13 protein-coding genes are annotated in these 16,420 nt (G+C 68.7%); 1 reads left to right on the forward strand and 12 read right to left on the reverse strand.

The genetic code is table 11. The annotated features are described in order from the left end of the window. The 9 genes from mihF to DW306_RS16930 form a co-directional block, all read right to left on the reverse strand. A partial coding sequence (gene mihF / locus DW306_RS16890; protein WP_136056755.1) for an integration host factor, actinobacterial type occupies window positions 1-688 on the reverse strand: 688 nt, incomplete at its 3' end. Next, entirely contained in the window at window positions 681-1,526 is an 846-nt protein-coding gene (gene pyrF, locus DW306_RS16895; protein ID WP_136056756.1) for an orotidine-5'-phosphate decarboxylase, read from the reverse strand. The genes mihF and pyrF, both read right to left, overlap by 8 nt. Beyond that, window positions 1,523-4,810, reverse strand: coding sequence for a carbamoyl-phosphate synthase large subunit (gene carB, locus DW306_RS16900; protein WP_136056757.1), 3,288 nt, complete (start codon window positions 4,808-4,810; stop codon window positions 1,523-1,525). The genes pyrF and carB overlap by 4 nt, the downstream gene beginning before the upstream one ends. Continuing rightward, a complete protein-coding gene (gene carA / locus DW306_RS16905; RefSeq protein ID WP_136056758.1) occupies window positions 4,810-5,952 on the reverse strand; it encodes a glutamine-hydrolyzing carbamoyl-phosphate synthase small subunit in 1,143 nt (380 codons plus the stop codon). Before carA ends, carB begins: the two co-directional genes overlap by 1 nt. After that, window positions 5,949-6,473 carry a hypothetical protein gene (locus DW306_RS16910; protein ID WP_136056759.1) on the reverse strand — a complete coding sequence of 175 codons (525 nt, stop codon included), beginning with the start codon at window positions 6,471-6,473 and terminating at the stop codon, window positions 5,949-5,951. Before DW306_RS16910 ends, carA begins: the two co-directional genes overlap by 4 nt. Beyond that, window positions 6,470-7,774: a dihydroorotase gene (locus tag DW306_RS16915; RefSeq protein ID WP_136056760.1), complete on the reverse strand. Its 1,305-nt coding sequence runs from the start codon at window positions 7,772-7,774 to the stop codon at window positions 6,470-6,472. Before DW306_RS16915 ends, DW306_RS16910 begins: the two co-directional genes overlap by 4 nt. Beyond that, a complete protein-coding gene (locus DW306_RS16920; RefSeq protein WP_136056761.1) occupies window positions 7,771-8,736 on the reverse strand; it encodes an aspartate carbamoyltransferase catalytic subunit in 966 nt (321 codons plus the stop codon). The genes DW306_RS16915 and DW306_RS16920 overlap by 4 nt, the downstream gene beginning before the upstream one ends. Further along, window positions 8,733-9,263, reverse strand: a complete 531-nt coding sequence (gene pyrR, locus DW306_RS16925; RefSeq protein WP_136056762.1) for a bifunctional pyr operon transcriptional regulator/uracil phosphoribosyltransferase PyrR — start codon at window positions 9,261-9,263, stop codon at window positions 8,733-8,735. The genes DW306_RS16920 and pyrR overlap by 4 nt, the downstream gene beginning before the upstream one ends. 83 nt (window positions 9,264-9,346) lie before the next feature. Beyond that, window positions 9,347-10,924: a Rieske 2Fe-2S domain-containing protein gene (locus DW306_RS16930; RefSeq protein WP_136056763.1), complete on the reverse strand. Its 1,578-nt coding sequence runs from the start codon at window positions 10,922-10,924 to the stop codon at window positions 9,347-9,349. 185 nt (window positions 10,925-11,109) lie between these two features. On the opposite strand from DW306_RS16930, the gene DW306_RS16935 reads away from it, so the two are divergent. Then, complete coding sequence (locus tag DW306_RS16935; RefSeq protein ID WP_136056764.1) at window positions 11,110-12,015, forward strand: DUF4349 domain-containing protein; 906 nt, start codon at window positions 11,110-11,112, stop codon at window positions 12,013-12,015. On the opposite strand, the gene DW306_RS16940 is transcribed toward DW306_RS16935, so the two are convergent. From DW306_RS16940 to efp, 3 genes are read right to left on the reverse strand one after another with little or no spacing between them, the layout of a single operon-like run. Then, window positions 12,012-15,302 carry a DEAD/DEAH box helicase gene (locus DW306_RS16940; RefSeq protein WP_240747242.1) on the reverse strand — a complete coding sequence of 1,097 codons (3,291 nt, stop codon included), beginning with the start codon at window positions 15,300-15,302 and terminating at the stop codon, window positions 12,012-12,014. The genes DW306_RS16935 and DW306_RS16940 overlap by 4 nt on opposite strands. 53 nt (window positions 15,303-15,355) lie before the next feature. Next, window positions 15,356-15,766 carry a transcription antitermination factor NusB gene (gene nusB, locus DW306_RS16945; protein WP_136056765.1) on the reverse strand — a complete coding sequence of 137 codons (411 nt, stop codon included), beginning with the start codon at window positions 15,764-15,766 and terminating at the stop codon, window positions 15,356-15,358. A 3-nt stretch (window positions 15,767-15,769) separates the two neighbouring features. Further along, a complete protein-coding gene (efp, locus tag DW306_RS16950) occupies window positions 15,770-16,330 on the reverse strand; it encodes an elongation factor P (protein ID WP_136056766.1) in 561 nt (186 codons plus the stop codon). Window positions 16,331-16,420 lie beyond the last annotated feature (90 nt).

The following is a 16,420-nucleotide window of genomic DNA, read 5'->3' on the forward strand; positions in this document are numbered from 1 at the left end:
CGGCGCGCCGCACCTGGCGCGCGCCCTGGAGATCGATCTCGAGGAGAACGGTCTTGCCGTCGGCGAGGGCGGCGTCGATCGGCGCCCGCGGAGTGCCGTACCGGGAGCGGTTGTGCACCACGGCGTACTCGAGCAGCTCGTCGTCGGCGATCAGTCGATCGAACTCGGCGTCGTCGACGAAGTAGTAGTGCACGCCGTCGACCTCGCCGGGACGCGGCGGCCGGGTCGTCGCCGACACCGAGAGGTGGATCTCGGGGTTGTGCTCGCGGATGTGCGCCGCGACGGTGCCCTTGCCCACCGCGGTGGGCCCGGCCAGCACGAGCAGCCTGCCGCGGGCATCCCGCGGTTCGAGCACCGGGAACCGGGTGTCGAGCCACTCTTCGAGCACGACGCGCTGACGGGCCCCCAGACCGCCGAGGCGCTTGACCGGCGAGATGTGCAGATCCTGCAGCACCCGGTCGCGCTTGCCGGCGCCGATGGCCGGGAGGGCGAGCAGGAAGTCCGTGATGCGCATCGACCCTTCGACCGACTCGGCATCCGCGGTCGCACGGCGCAGAACGGTCTGCGGCGTCACGACGCGCATGGTGAGGTCGCGCTTGAGCGATGCCCTGGCGCGTCGACGCTCCACGGCTCGGCGTGCAGCCGCTGCGCGGTCGACCTCGGGGACGGTCCGACGCGGCTCAGACACCGACGACCTCCCGGTACTCGGCGACCCGTGCCTCGATGGCTGCGGCGAGTCCCTCCGGACCGGCGGAGAGGATGCTGCGGCTCTCGCTGGCGATCACGGCAGCCGCCATCGAGCCGAAGCGTGCGCGGAGGTCGGCGGGGGTCGCACCCTGGGTGCCGAAACCGGGCGCCAGGATGGGTGCGATCGGGCCGAACGACGTGATGCCTGCCTGATCCCAGTCGACCGTCGCACCGATGACGAATCCGAAGCTCCCCCATGCCCCGGGCTCGATCAGGCCCGCGTTGCGCGCCGACACCTCGCCCACGATCTCCGCCGACACCGTCAGGCCGGTGGCACCGGTCGCGCGCTGCACGCTCTCGGCCTCGGGGTTGCTGGTCGCCGCGAGCACGAACACGCCCTTGTCGTGCTTCGCCGCGAGGGCGAACGTGCCGTCGAGCGCGCCGACACCCAGGAACGGGTTCACCGTGAGCGCATCCGCTTCGAGGGGGGCGCCGGGCGTCAGCCAGGCGCGGGCGTAGTCGTCCATGGTCGAGCCGATGTCGCCGCGCTTGGCGTCGGCGATGACGAGCAGCCCGGCGGCGCGTGCCGCTGCGAGCACGTCCTCCAGCGCCGCGATGCCCTTCGACCCGAAGCGCTCGAAGAACGAGACCTGCGGCTTCACGACGCCGACGCGTCCCGCGGCGGCGTCGACGGTGCGCAGACCGAACTCGCGCACCCCGGCGGCGTCGTCACCGAGGCCCCACGCGGCGAGCAGCTCGGCATGCGGGTCGATGCCGACGCAGAGGGGACCGCGGGCGTCCAGCGCCCCGCGGACCCTCTCACCGAAGCTCCGACTCACAGCGCTGCCGCCCGATCGATCGCGTACTCCTGCAGACTCTTCACCTGGAAGCCCTCGTGCGCGGCATCCATTCCGCTCACGGCCGCACCCAGCACCGCCATCGTGGTGAAGAGCGCCTTGTCGGCCGCGACGGCCGCTGCGCGGATCTCGTAGCCGTCCGCACGCGCCGCACCACCGGAGGGCGTGTTCACGACGATGTCGATCGCACCCGCGTTGATGAGGTCGACGATGTTCTCGGCTCCGGAGTCCTGCGTCTCGCTGTACTTCTCGACCACCGTCACCGCGATGCCGTTGCGCGAGAGGATCTCGGCGGTGCCCTCGGTCGCCACGATCGTGAACCCGAGCTGCTGCAGGCGGTGCGCGGGCAGGATCACGGCGCGCTTGTCGGAATCGGCCACCGAGATGAACACGGTGCCCGACGTGGGCATGCCGCCGTACGCGGCTGCCTGGCTCTTCGCGAATGCCGTCGGGAAGTCGCGGTCGATGCCCATGACCTCGCCCGTGGAGCGCATCTCCGGCCCGAGGATCGAGTCCACCGTCTTGCCGTCCGCCGTGCGGAAGCGCTTGAACGGCAGCACGGCCTCCTTCACCGAGACGGGGGCATCGAGCGGGACGCGCGATCCGTCCTGCTGCGGGAGCATGCCCTCGGCGCGCAGCTCGGCGATCGTCGAGCCCGTCATCACGCGGCTCGCGGCCTTGGCCATCGGGATGCCGAGGGCCTTCGACACGAAGGGCACGGTACGGCTCGCGCGCGGGTTGGCCTCGATCACGTAGAGCACACCGGCGCTGATCGCGAACTGCACGTTCAGCAGACCGCGTACCCCGACGCCTTCGGCGATGGCCAGGGTGGCCTCGCGCACGCGATCGACGTCGGAGCGGCCGAGCGACACCGGGGGAAGCGTGCAGCTCGAGTCCCCGGAGTGGATCCCGGCCTCCTCGAGGTGCTCCATCACTCCGCCGATGTACAGGTCGGTGCCGTCGTACAGCGCGTCGACGTCGAGCTCGATCGCATCGTCGAGGAAGCGGTCGACGAGCAGGGGCTTGCCCTCCTCGATGATGACCTCCCCGGCCGTGCGCACGAAGTAGTCGCGCAGCGACGCGGTGTCGTAGACGATCTCCATGCCGCGACCGCCGAGCACGAAGCTCGGACGCACGAGCACCGGGTAGCCGATCTCCTCGGCGATGCGCACCGCACCGTCGACGTCGATCGCGGTGCCGTTGCGCGGAGCGATGAGGCCGGCGTCGTCGAGCAGGCGCGAGAACAGCTCGCGCTCCTCGGCGAGGTCGATCGCGGCGGGGCTGGTGCCGAGCACGGTGTACCCGGCCGCCTCGATGCCCTTCGCGAGTCCGAGCGGCGTCTGTCCGCCGAGCTGGCAGACCACGCCGAGGATCGTGCCGCTGGCGGCCTCCGCGTCGAGCACCTCGAGCACGTCTTCGAGCGTCAGCGGCTCGAAGTACAGGCGGTCCGAGGTGTCGTAGTCGGTCGAGACCGTCTCCGGGTTGCAGTTGACCATGACGGTCTCGAAGCCCGCATCCGACAGCGCGAACGAGGCGTGCACGCAGGAGTAGTCGAACTCGACACCCTGGCCGATGCGGTTCGGACCCGAGCCGATGATGACGACCTTGGTGCGCTCGGAGGGTGCGACCTCGGTCTCGAAGTCGTAGCTCGAGTAGTGGTACGGCGTCAGAGCCGGGAACTCCCCCGCGCAGGTGTCGACCGTCTTGTACACCGGGCGGATGCCGAGACCGTGACGCACACCGCGCACCTCGGGCTCGGTCGTGCCGCGCAGCTGGGCGAGCTGGGCGTCGGAGAAGCCGTGCTCCTTCGCGTAGCGCAGCGTGGCGGCATCCAGTTCGGGCGCGGTGCGCACGATCTCGGCGACCTCGTTGATCAGCACGATCTGGTCGATGAACCACGGGTCGATCGCGGTCGCGTCGAAGGCCTGCTCGACCGTCGCGCCCTTGCGGAGCGCCTGCTGCAGGGTGACGATGCGGCCATCGGTGGGGATCTTCGAGATCTCGAGGAGCTCGTCGACCGTGCGATCCTCCGCGCCCCAGTGGAAGCTCGAACCGCGCTTCTCCAGCGAGCGGAGCGCCTTCTGCAGAGCGGTGGCGTAGTTGCGGCCGATGGCCATCGCCTCGCCGACCGACTTCATGGTCGTGGTGAGCGTGGCATCCGCGGCGGGGAACTTCTCGAACGCGAAGCGCGGCACCTTCACCACGACGTAGTCGAGGGTGGGCTCGAAGCTCGCCGGCGTGACTCCGGTGATGTCGTTCGGGATCTCGTCGAGGCGGTAGCCGAGCGCGAGCTTCGCGGCCAGCTTCGCGATCGGGAAGCCGGTGGCCTTCGACGCGAGAGCGCTCGAACGCGAGACGCGCGGGTTCATCTCGATCACGATGATGCGCCCGTTCTCGGGGTTCACCGCGAACTGGATGTTGCAGCCACCCGTGTCGACGCCCACCGCGCGGATGATGTCGATGCCGATGTCGCGCAGCTTCTGGTACTCGCGATCCGTCAGGGTGAGCGCCGGTGCCACGGTGATCGAGTCGCCGGTGTGCACGCCGACGGGGTCGACGTTCTCGATCGAGCAGACGACGACCGTGTTGTCGGCCGTGTCGCGCATGAGCTCGAGCTCGTACTCCTTCCAGCCGAGGATCGACTCCTCCAGGAGCACCTCGGTGGTCGGCGAGTCGCGCAGGCCCGCGCCGGCGATGCGGCGGAGGTCGTTCTCGTCGTACGCGAAGCCGGAACCGAGGCCGCCCATCGTGAAGCTGGGGCGCACGACGAGCGGGTAGCCCAGCTCGTCGGCGGCCGCGAGGACCTCGTCCATCGTGTGCGCGATCCGCGAGTCGGCGACGTCGGCGCCGGCGTCGAGCACCAGCTGCTTGAAGATCTGACGGTCCTCGCCCTTGTTGATCGCCTCGAAGCTCGCGCCGATCAGCTCGACGTCGTACTTCTCGAGGATCCCGTGGTTGTGCAGCTCGATCGCCGCGTTGAGCGCCGTCTGCCCGCCGAGTGTCGGCAGGATCGCGTCGGGGCGCTCCTTGGCGATGATCGTCTCGATGACCTGCCAGGTGATCGGCTCGATGTACGTCGCGTCGGCGAAGTCGGGGTCGGTCATGATCGTGGCCGGGTTGGAGTTGACCAGGATGACCCGGACACCCTCCTCGCGGAGCACGCGGCACGCCTGGGTGCCGGAGTAGTCGAACTCGCAGGCCTGGCCGATCACGATCGGGCCGGAGCCGATGACGAGGACGGAGGAGATGTCGTCGCGCTTGGGCATTACTTGCTGTCCTTGTTCTCGCGGACCATCGTCGCGAACCGATCGAAGAGGTAGTTGGCGTCGTGCGGGCCGGCGGCGGCCTCAGGGTGGTACTGCACCGAGAACGCCGGGATGTCGAGGGCCCGGAGACCCTCCACGACGTTGTCGTTGAGGCCGACGTGGCTGACCTCGACCTTGCCGTAGCCGTGGGGGCTGTCGAACGAGCCCTCGAGGGGAGCGTCGACGGCGAAGCCGTGGTTGTGGGCGGTGATCTCCACCCGCCCGGTGGTCTTGTCGAGCACGGGCTGGTTGATGCCACGGTGCCCGAACGGCAGCTTGTAGGTGCCCAGCCCCAGGGCGCGGCCGAGCAGCTGGTTGCCGAAGCAGATGCCGAAGAACGGCAGTCCGTCGTCGAGGACGGAGCGCAGCAGTTCGACGTGATCGCCGGATGCCGCGGGGTCGCCGGGCCCGTTGGAGTAGAACACCGCGACCGGATCGATGGAGCGGATCTCGTCTATCGTCACGTTCTGCGGGAGCACATGCACCTCGAAGCCTCGCGCCGCGAGGTTGTCGATCGTCGCCTGCTTCACACCGAGGTCGAGAACGGCGAGGTTGCCGAGCCGCTCCCCCATCGCCGTCGTCACGGTCGCGACATCCACCGACACCTCGGCGGAGAGGTTGCGGCCGGCCATCGCGGGTGCCTCGCGCACGATGCGCAGCTGCTCCTCGGGGTCGAGGGTCGCGTCCGCACCCGAGAAGATGCCGCCGCGCATCGAGCCCGCGGAGCGGATGTGACGGGTGATCGAGCGGGTGTCGATGCCGCTGATGCCGACGATCCCGTCCTGCACGAGGATCTCCTCCAGTGAGGCGTTCGCGCGCCAGTTCGAGACGACGCGGGAGGGATCGCGGACGATGTAGCCCGCGACCCAGATGCGACGGGACTCGGCGTCCTCGTCGTTCATGCCGGTGTTGCCGATGTGCGGCGCGGTCTGCAGCACGATCTGTCCGGCATACGACGGGTCGGTGATCGTCTCCTGGTAGCCGGACATGCCGGTGGCGAAGACGACCTCGCCGAGGGTGCGTCCACGCGCGCCGTAGGCGCGACCGGTGTGGATGGTGCCGTCTTCGAGGACGAGCACGGCGGTTTCGGGCAGGGAGGTCATCGTATGGCTCCTGTGTCGGGGGCGGCGCTGGCGTCGGAGACGGGCACGAGCCGCTGCAGTTCAGAGATGAGGTTCTTCGGGTCGCCCGTCGCGAGGCGCAGGTAGGAGTCGACGACGGTGTCGTCGTCGGTGCTCCAGGAGATGCGGATGAGACCGCCGGGCTCGACCACCCGGTCGATCGTGACAGTGGCCCTGTCGACCTGCACGAGACGCGAGGAGGGCAGGAAGACCGTCGGCGAGCCGTCGAGGCAGAGCGCGACGCCACGGTCCGTGACCGCCAGCTCACCGCGGGCGCGGTACGTGAGCGGAGAGACCGCGAGGCGCTCCAGCGGCTGGTCGTGGCGCGTCGTCGAGACGTAGAGCACCTCGTCTCGTCGCACGACCTCGGCATGCTCCGGCACGCCGAGGGGCGCGGTGAGGCCGGAATCCCGGCGGAGACGTCGTCGCCACGCGAAGAACATCGCGAGCAGGACGACCACCGCGAGGGCGATCATCACGGTGATGGCGAGTTCGCGGGTCATGCGTTCAGCTCCTCGACCACGGCTCCGCCGTCGACCGTGAGCGTGCCGCCGTGCACGGTGAACTCGACGCGACCGGGCAGTGCGCGGCCGAGGTACGGCGAGTTCACGCTGCGGCCGTGCAGGTCGGCCTCGGTGAACACGCCGTCGACCGAGGCGTCGTAGAGCGTGATCTGGGCGGCGCTGCCGACTTCGAGAGGCGTTCCGTGCCCGGCCAGTCGCCCGATGCGGGCAGGAGCGGCGCTCATCACCCGCGCGACGTCGGACCAGCCGATGAGGCCGGTCTGCACCATGGACTGATGCACGACGCGCAGAGCGCTCTCGAGGCCCACCATGCCGTTGGCCGCGGCCTGCCATTCACAGGCCTTGTGCTCGCTCGGGTGCGGGGCGTGGTCGGTCGCCACGATGTCGATCGTGCCGTCGGCGAGTCCCTCGCGCACGGCGAGGACGTCTTCCTGACGACGCAGCGGAGGATTCACCTTGTAGCGGGCGTCGTACCCGCGCACGAGCTCGTCCGTCAGCAGCAGGTGGTGCGGCGTGACCTCGGCGGTGACCGCGATGCCGCGCTTCTTGGCCCAGCGGATGATGTCGACGGACCCGGCTGTCGAGAGGTGGCAGACGTGCAGACGCGAACCGACGTGCTCGGCCAGCAGCACGTCGCGGGCGATGATCGATTCCTCGGCCACCGCGGGCCAGCCGGCCAGGCCGAGCTCGGCCGACACCGTGCCCTCGTTCATCTGAGCGCCCTCGGTGAGACGCGGGTCCTGCGCATGCTGCGCGATCACTCCGTCGAACGACTTCACGTACTCCAGGGCGCGGCGCATGATCAGCGGATCGAACACGCAGAAGCCGTCGTCGCTGAAGACGCGGACCTTCGCGCGCGAGGTGGCCATCGCCCCCAGCTCGGCGAGGCGCTCGCCCTTCTGCCCGACGGTCACCGCCCCGATCGGCTGCACCGTGGCGTAGCCGGCGGCCTCGCCGAGGGCGAGCTCCTGCTCGACCACGCCCGCCGTGTCGGCCACCGGAGAGGTGTTGGGCATCGCGAAGACCGCGGTGAACCCGCCCGCCGCGGCGGCCCTGGTGCCGGTGAGGATCGTCTCGGACGCTTCGTAGCCGGGCTCGCGCAGATGCGTGTGCAGGTCGACCAGTCCGGGCAGGGCCACCAGTCCCTGTGCGTCGATGACCCGCGCGCCCGCGCGGCTGAGGCCGGCGCCGATCTCGGTGATGACACCGCCGTCGACGATGATGTCGGCGCTGTCCGCACCGAGCAGTCGTGCACCGGTGATGACGAGGGTCTCGCTCACAGGTCTCCCCCTCGTTCGTCGTCTCGTTCTCCTGCCAGCAGCAGGTACAGCACCGCCATGCGGACGGACACTCCGTTCGTCACCTGCTCCAGCACCGTGGAACGGGCGGAATCGGCTGCTTCGGAGGAGATCTCCAGCCCGCGGTTCATGGGTCCGGGGTGCATCACAATGCTACCGTCCGGGAGGCCCGCCACACGCCGTGCGTCGAGACCCCAGCGCCGCGAATACTCCCGCTCAGTCGGGAAATACGCGGCATTCATCCGCTCCAGCTGGATCCGGAGCATCATCACGGCATCCGGCCCTTCCGCGAGGGCCTCGTCGAGGTCGTAGACGACGCGGACCGGCCAGAGCGACACGTTCTGCGGGACGAGCGTGGGAGGAGCGACGAGCGTGACCTCGGCGCCGAGCGTCGTGAGCAGCCAGACATTCGAGCGGGCCACCCGCGAATGCAGCACGTCGCCGACGATCACGATGCGGAGTCCGGCGAGATCGCGCCCCCGGCTGTCGGCGCCGAACCGGCGCTTGCGGATCGTGAAGGCATCGAGCAGCGCCTGGGTCGGATGTTCGTGCGTGCCGTCGCCGGCGTTGACCACGCCGGCCGAGATCCAGCCGCTCGTCGCGAGGGTCTGCGGGGCGCCGGAGCCGGGATGCCGCACCACGACCGCGTCGGCGCCGATAGCCTCCAGGGTCTGCGCCGTGTCCTTCAGGCTCTCACCCTTGGAGACGCTGGACCCCTTGGCGGCGAAGTTGATGACGTCGGCGGAGAGGCGCTTGGCCGCGGCCTCGAACGAGATCCGCGTGCGGGTCGAGTCCTCGAAGAAGAGGTTCACGACCGTCTTGCCGCGGAGCGTCGGCAGCTTCTTGACCTCACGCGACTGGGTGTCGGACATGTCCTCGGCGATGTCGAGGATCCGGAGGGCTTCGGCCTTCGCGAGGGTGCGGGTGTCGAGGAGGTGTCTCATTCTCCGATCGTCACCTCCTCGGCCCCGTCGTTCTCGAGGAGGCGCACGTTGACCCGTTCGGTGCGGGCGGAGGGGATGTTCTTGCCGATGAAGTCGGGCCGGATCGGGAGCTCGCGGTGACCGCGGTCGACCAGGATGGCCAGGCGGACGACCGCGGGGCGGCCGATCGACTGGATCGCATCGAGGGCGGCACGGATGCTGCGGCCGGAGAACAGCACGTCGTCGACGAGAACGACGGTCTTGCCGTCGATCCCCCCGTCGGGGATCTCGGTCGGATGCGGAGACCGCGTCGGGTGCTTCGCGAGGTCGTCGCGGAAGAGCGTGACATCCAGGGCCCCGACCGCGACCGAGGTCTGCGCGATCTCGCCGATCAGCCGCGCGAGGCGATGGGCGAGAGTGACGCCCCGGGTCGGAATGCCCAGCAGGACGAGGTTCTCAGCCCCTCGATTCGATTCGAGGATCTCATGCGCGATGCGGGTCAGTGCCCGCGATACGTCGGCTTCGTGCAGCACAGTGCGCGTGCTCATCAGCCGCTCCCTTCTCCGCCTCACAGGACGGTGTTAAAGGTTGCTTGTCCGCTCAGTCTATCGGAGTGCCGGGCGCCGCCCGGTCAGCTCGCCTCCTGCAGCACCGGGTCGGTGACGTCGTCGATCTTGGTCGACCGGATCGGGTGACCGCTCGTCGACAGGCACCGGCCGGTCTTCAGGTCCCACTTCCAGTCGTGCATGCTGCAGGTGAGGACGCCGTCCTCGTCGACCTTGCCGGTCTTCGTGAGGTCCGCGCGCAGATGCGGGCACCGGCGCTGCACGATCCAGTCGCCGATCTCGGCATCCTCCGTCTGGTCGGTCTGCTCCTGGTACCAGTTCTCGACGTACTCGATGCGGTCTACCGAGAGGCATTTCAGGAACGTCGTGAGGAACTCGTTGAACTTGCCGCTGCGGCCGACCTGGAACTGCATCGAGAGGAAGATCGAGTTCGACCAGTCGATCTCGCGGTCGCGGATGTTCGTGGAGACGAGATCGGCGGGGATCGTGTACCAGTAGATGCACTCCTCCCCCGCGTACTCTCGGACCTTGGCGCGCGGGAAGTCGACGACCATGTCGAGGTCGCCGATCTTGAACCGCACGTTGCCGCCGACGCCGAGGCGGATCGTGCGCGACTTCTTCAACAGCGGCTCCCACCACTGCTTCAGTGTCTCGAGCATCTCCGCCGGCGGGATGATCTCGGCGCGAGAGGCCTCCTCGTCGTGGATCTCCTGCTGTCGGCTCGCCCGCTGCGACTCGAGGTAGTCCCACTTCTCGTCGAAGATGTGCGCGATCTCGGCCTCGGTGTAGAGGGACTGCTCCGTGCTCACGGACGCGCCCTCGACCGTCACCACGGTTCCCGGGACGAACAGGTGTCCGTCGTACTGCGGGGCGAGCTCCTTCATGTGCGCGAGGAACTGCTTCTGGTCGGTGAAGATCGACTCGCCGTTCCTGCCGACGCCGTTGAAGTCGAACAGGTCGTCGCGCAGGAACATCGGCGGACCGGCCATCGGGAAGACGTGCGTGGCGTCGACCTTCTCGATGTAGTACATCGCGCGCTTGTTCTGCGCGTCGCGCTTGAGCTTCGCGAAGTTCTGCTTGGCGTCGAGCGGCAGGTCGTAGACCATGGGCCACCAGATCGCACCGGAGACCTGAGTGAAGTAGGCGTCGGGCTTGCCGAAGCTCAGCAGCTTCTCGAGGTCGAGCGGGTGGGAGTCGTTCTGATTCAGCACCGAGGCCGTGCCGTCGTCGACGCTGAGCGACGAGTCGCCGATCGGCCCGTCACTCGGGGCGCGCAGCGGGGTGATCATGATCTTGAGGTCACCGCGTTCGATGATCTGTCCCGCCGGCGCGTAGGTGATATTCGTGTAGCCCAGTGCGCGGATGTCCTGCTCGAGGTCGTCGATCGGATACTCCGGCAGCAGGACTTCGATGTCCTTGCGGATGTAGCGCTCGAGGAGCTTCGGGTCGAAGTGGTCGCGATGCCGATGCGAGATGTAGAGGAAGTCGGCCTCGCGGCCGAAGCGCTCCCAGTCGAGCCCGCGGTTGTCGGGGAACGGGAACCAGGATCCGAAGAAGGACGGTCCGAGCACGGGGTCGCAGATGATGTTGCCGCCCCGCGTCTCGATGAACATCCCGGCGTGGCCGAGTCCCGTGATCCGCATTGCATTCCTCTCGAAAGTGAACCGTCCGATTCTACCGAGGGCCTCCTGGGCGCCGGCGGAGACGGGCCGTGAATACCCGAGTCGTCGGTCATGCCGTACGGCGTTGCCCAGTCGTTACGGAACCCTGATCGGATCGTGACCGAACTCCCGGCGTCCCACCGGAGTCCCCTCACTAACCTGCCGCTATGAACACGACACGGAGACTCCTGACCGTTCTCGCGGTGGCATCGATCACGGCCATCGGCCTCGTCGGATGCTCTGCCCTGGGGTCGGGAGGAAGTGACGCGACGAGCGTGGATGAGGCACCGGCCCAGAATGCAGAGGCAGCTGCGGAGGGCGAGGATCAGGACTCCGCTGTCGTAATCACCGGCCGGATCTCGATCGTCGCCGACGACCCCGTCGCCGCTGCGGGAGAGGCCACGACGATCGTGTCGGATGCCGGTGGACGCGTGAGCGGCCGCACCGAGCGCTCTGCCGAGGACGGCGGTCAGGCGAGCGCCGAGCTCACGCTGCGCATCCCCGCGGACGTGATCGAGGAGGTCCGCAGCGACCTCGGCAGCCTCGGCGAGGTGAAGGAGACCTCACTCGAGTCGACCGAGGTCGGTTCGGTCCAGCGCGACCTCGCCGCACGGATCACGACGCTCCGTGCCTCGATCGCCCGCTACACGGAGTGGCTCGGCACGGCGTCCGCGACGTCGGACCTGATCGAGCTCGAGACGGCGATCGCCGAGCGCCAGACCGAGCTGGAATCCCTCGAGGCGCAGTCCCGCGCCCTCGAGGACCAGGTCGCGATGTCGACCATCACGCTCCATCTCTCCTCCGAGTACGTCGCCCCGGTGACGGCTCCGCAGAACTTCGGCGAGGCTCTGGTCGTGGGGTGGAACGGCTTCGGGGCGTTCTGGGGTGCGATGCTCATCGCCGTCGGCGTGGGTCTCCCCTGGCTCGTGCTGATCGCCGCCGTCATCGCCGCTGTGGTCTGGCTCGTCGCCAGGAACCGCCGTCGCCAGGAGCTGAAGCCCGCCGTCGCGGCGGCCATGCCCGATGCCGTCCTGTTCACGGCGCCGGAGCAGACGACGCCCCCACCGCGCTAGTCGTCGAACAGTCCGCGGATGTCATCGGCGGTCAGCGACTGCGCGAACAGCTCGTCATCATCCATGACGGCGGTGAACAGACGCGCCTTGCGCTGCTGCAGCTCGCGCACCTTCTCCTCGATCGTGCCTGCCGAGATCATTCGATAGACGAAGACCTGATTGGTCTGACCGATGCGGTGGGTGCGGTCGATCGCCTGCGCCTCTGCGGCGGGGTTCCACCACGGATCGAGCAGGAAGACGTAGTCCGCCTCGGTCAGGGTCAGTCCGAAGCCACCGGCCTTCAGGCTGATCAGGAAGACCACCTGCTCGCCGGCCCGGAAACCGTCGACGACATCCTGCCGACGACGCGTCGATCCGTCGAGATGCGCGTACGGGATGCCGGCGGCATCGAGGCGCGCGGCGGCGAGGTCGAGGAACGAGGTGAACTGGCTGAACACCAGGGCCCGGTGGCCTTCGGCCCGCAGCTCGGCGACCCTCTCCAGGAGCACGTCCAGCTTGCTCGATCCGATGTCGGCGTCTTCCTCGTCGACGAGGCCGGGAGCGAGGCTCAGCATGCGCAGCAGCGTCAGGGAGCGGAAGACGATGAAGCGATTGCGGTCGAGATCGTCGATCAGGCCGAGCACCTTCTGCCGCTCGCGCTGCAGCACCACGTCGTAGAGCGACCGATGAGCGGCGCTGAGCTCGACCTCGAGCACCTGCTCCTGCTTGGGCGGCAGATCGGCGGCGACGAGCTCTTTCGTGCGCCTCAGCATCAACGGGCGGATGCGGCGGCGGAGCTGCGCGAGACGGCGCTGACGGTACTCGCCGCCCTCCTCGTTCTCGGGGACCTTGCCCTTCTCGATCGGCTGGATGTAGCGATCGCGGAACTTCCGCGCGGAGGGGAACAGACCCGGGGCCGCGAGCTTCAGCAGCGACCACAGATCGGAGAGGCTGTTCTCCATCGGCGTTCCGGTGACCGCGTAGGTGACATCGGCGTGGAACGTCGCGATCGCCCGATGGAGCTTCGTCTTCGGGTTCTTGACGAACTGGGCCTCATCGAGGACGAGGCCCGCCCACTCGACCGTGCCGAACTCCTTCTCATCGAGTCGGGCCACGGTGTACGAGCTCACCACGACGTCGACGGATGCCGCAGCCGAGGCCAGACTCCCGCGGCGCGTGCCGCTCGTGGTGTCGACGATGGCCACCCGGAGGTCGGGGGTGAACCGCGCGGCCTCCGTCTTCCACGTGCCGAGCACCGAGGTCGGAGCCAGCACGAGGAACGGCCGGGTCTCCCCCGCGTCTCGCGTGTGCTGCATGAAGGTCAGCAGCTGCAGTGTCTTGCCGAGCCCCATGTCGTCGGCGAGGATTCCGCCGAGCCGGTGCTTCCACAGGAAGGCCAGCCAATCGAATCCGGCTTTCTGGTACGGACGCAGCTCCGCACGAAGACCCGCAGGCACGGCCGTCTCGGGGACACCGGTGGCCTGACGGAGACCCTCTGCCGTCGAGCGCCAGCTCACCGCCGGCTGCGCCTCGTCGGCGAGATCCTCGAACTCCTCCCAGAGGTCGGTCTGATAGCGGCTGATGCGCGGGCCGGTCTCCCATTCGGCGAGTTCGCCGGCCTCGTCGATCAGTTCCCGCAGACGGTCCAGAGCGGGGTGACTGAGCGTGAAATAGCCGCCGTCGGACAGGAGGAGCTTCTTCTTGCCGCGGCTGAGCGCGGTGAACAGCGGACCGAACGGGATGCTCCTGCCGTCGATCCGCACGATGATGCCGAGATCGAACCAGTCGGCATCCGTCGTCTCGACGGTCGAGACGGTGACCTCGGGTGCACCGGTGAGCTCGCGGTACTCCTTGCGGGTTCCCGTCGTCTCGACCGTGACGCCCACGGCTTCGAACGCCGGCACGATCTGCGCGACGAACGCCGCGGCGTCGATGTCGTGGAACGAGCCCGACGGCGTGAACCGCTTCGTCGTGTGCTCCTGCCACACGGCCTCGAGCTCGGAGCGACGCACCGCCTCCGCCTCGGGATCGCGCACGGCACCGGAGCCGGCGGCGAACGGCACCGTTCCGAAGCCGCGATAGGCCCACAGGAACGAGTAGCTGACGACGTCGCCGCGCTCGAAGGCGACGTGCAGGACGGGCTCGGGAGCGGGGATCGCCGGCAGCGACACATCGCCGACCGTCTGCACAGCCGTGCGTCGCGCGAGCAGCGGGTAGGCATCGGTGACGAACGCCTCCTCCTCCTGCGGCGGCACGACGATGGCATCCCGCGCTTCCAGCAGGGCGCGCATCTGCTCGCTGAGCGGCGTCTCCGCGAGAGTGATCTGCATCCGGCTGCCGATCAACACGGCCGAGTAGACGCCCGAGCGTCCGATCGGATGCACGGCGGCCGGCGCCACCTCCTGCCCGTCGATCGTGGCGGCGGCGGAGACCGTCAGCGCGCCGTCCTCCGCGCGCGTGATCGTCGCCGAGAGTTCCGCGGCTTCGGCGAGATGCACGGTCGCGTTCCTCTGGCTCGCCACCAGCGGGATGCCGAGGGCCGCACCCGCTCGGAGATGCCCCCAGAGCAGCCCGGACTCGATCTGATCCACCACCAGCCAGTCTCCCGAGTTGCCCGAGAGCAGCGAATCGCGCGAGATGCTGAGCAGGTCGCCGAACCAGCGGTTCTGCGCACGTCCGAACTGCGCGGAGTCCCGACGCACCACGTCCCAGCCGGCATGCCCCTGGATCCATGCCCCGGTCTGATGGCTCCGCATCAGGGGGCGGATCGCCAGAAGCAGCTCGCCGGTCGCTCGGGCGAGGTCTCTGGGCGTCGCGGGTCGCACCGCGCGAGGTGCCCAATGATTGTCGCCGCGCGGTTCACGGTGCCGGAGCTCGACCCCGAGCGCCAGCGGCTGCACCTGCGCGGCGACAGCCGGGTCGATGAGCGCGCGCCAGGAGGGCGGTGCGGGGCGGACGGCTGCGGGAGCCTCGGCGACGGGCTCTGCGACCCTCGCCCCGGCCTGTTGCGCGTACTCGTGCACATTGGAGGCGAGCAGCGCGGCCACGACGTGCTTGCATCCCGATCGCACCGGGCACGAGCATCGGGTCGAGCGGACGTGGCTCTTGCCGTTCGACGCCACGAACCCGACCTCGACGAGGTAGAGCGCGTCGCGGCTGCCTTTCACATGGCCTTCGAGCTGCTGCTGATCCTCATCCCAGTCGAGATCGACGACGTTGCCCTCACGGAAGTACGCGAGCCCGCGCGCGTACCCACCGGCATCCGTGATCTGCATCAGATCGCGGAGGTCGACGTGAGGTGCGGGCATGCCGGCATCCTTCCCATGGCATCCGACATGACGCGTGAGAGCACGCGGGCCGATCAGGCGGAGCGGGCCACCCGGGCGAGGACGCCGTGCACGAAGGCACCGGAGTCGTCGGTCGAGAACTCCTTGGCGAGCTCGACCGCCTCGTCGATGGCCACGGCCGTGGGCACCTCGTCGTTCGAGAGGATCTCCCAGACGCCGATGCGGAGCAGCGCCCGGTCGACCGCCGGCATCCGATCGAGCTTCCAGTCGCGGCTGTGGGTGGTGATCTGCTCGTCGATCTCGTCGCGCTGATCGATGATGCCGTCGACGATCTCCCTGGCGTAGAGCCAGGAAGCCTCGCGAGAGGGCTCGTTCGCGGCGCGCTTCGCCTCGGCGGCGAGGGCCACGGCGAGATCGTCACCGCGCACATCGGCGGAGAACAGGATGTCGAGAGCGCGCTTACGCGCCTTCGTGCGGGCGCTCACGCCTTACTTCTCGCGGCCGAGGTAGTCGCCGGTGCGCGTGTCGACCTTGATGCGCGTGCCGGTCTCGACGAACAGCGGGACCTGCATCTCGTATCCGGTCTCGACCGTCGCAGGCTTCGTGCCGGCCGAGGAGCGGTCGCCCTGCAGGCCGGGCTCGGTGTAGGTCACCTCGAGGATGACGGATGCCGGCAGATCGATGTACAGCGGGTTGCCGTTGTTCAGTGCGATCGTCACCTGCTGGTTCTCGAGCAGGAAGTTCTTCGCGTCTCCGACGGTCGCCGCACCCACGGTGATCTGGTCGTAGTCGGACGTGTCCATGAAGACGAAGCTGTCGCCGTCGGCGTACAGGTAGGTGTAGTCGCGGCGATCGACGTTCTCGATCTCGATCTTGGCGCCGGCGTTGTAGGTGCGGTCCACGACCTTGCCCGACACGACGTTCTTGAGCTTCGTCCGCACGAACGCGCCACCCTTGCCGGGCTTGACGTGCTGGAACTCGATGACGTTCCAGAGCTGTCCGTCGATGCTGAGAACGACGCCGTTCTTGATGTCTGCGGTAGATGCCATGCGCTGAGAGTTCCGTTCCTGAGTCTGTGGGGCCGGCCTCTGCCGCGTGATACAGGCAGGCCGACAGTCGATTCTACGGGATGCGCCGTC

The sequence above is a fragment of the Microbacterium sp. K24 genome (assembly GCF_004794465.1).
Lineage (GTDB): Bacteria > Actinomycetota > Actinomycetes > Actinomycetales > Microbacteriaceae > Microbacterium.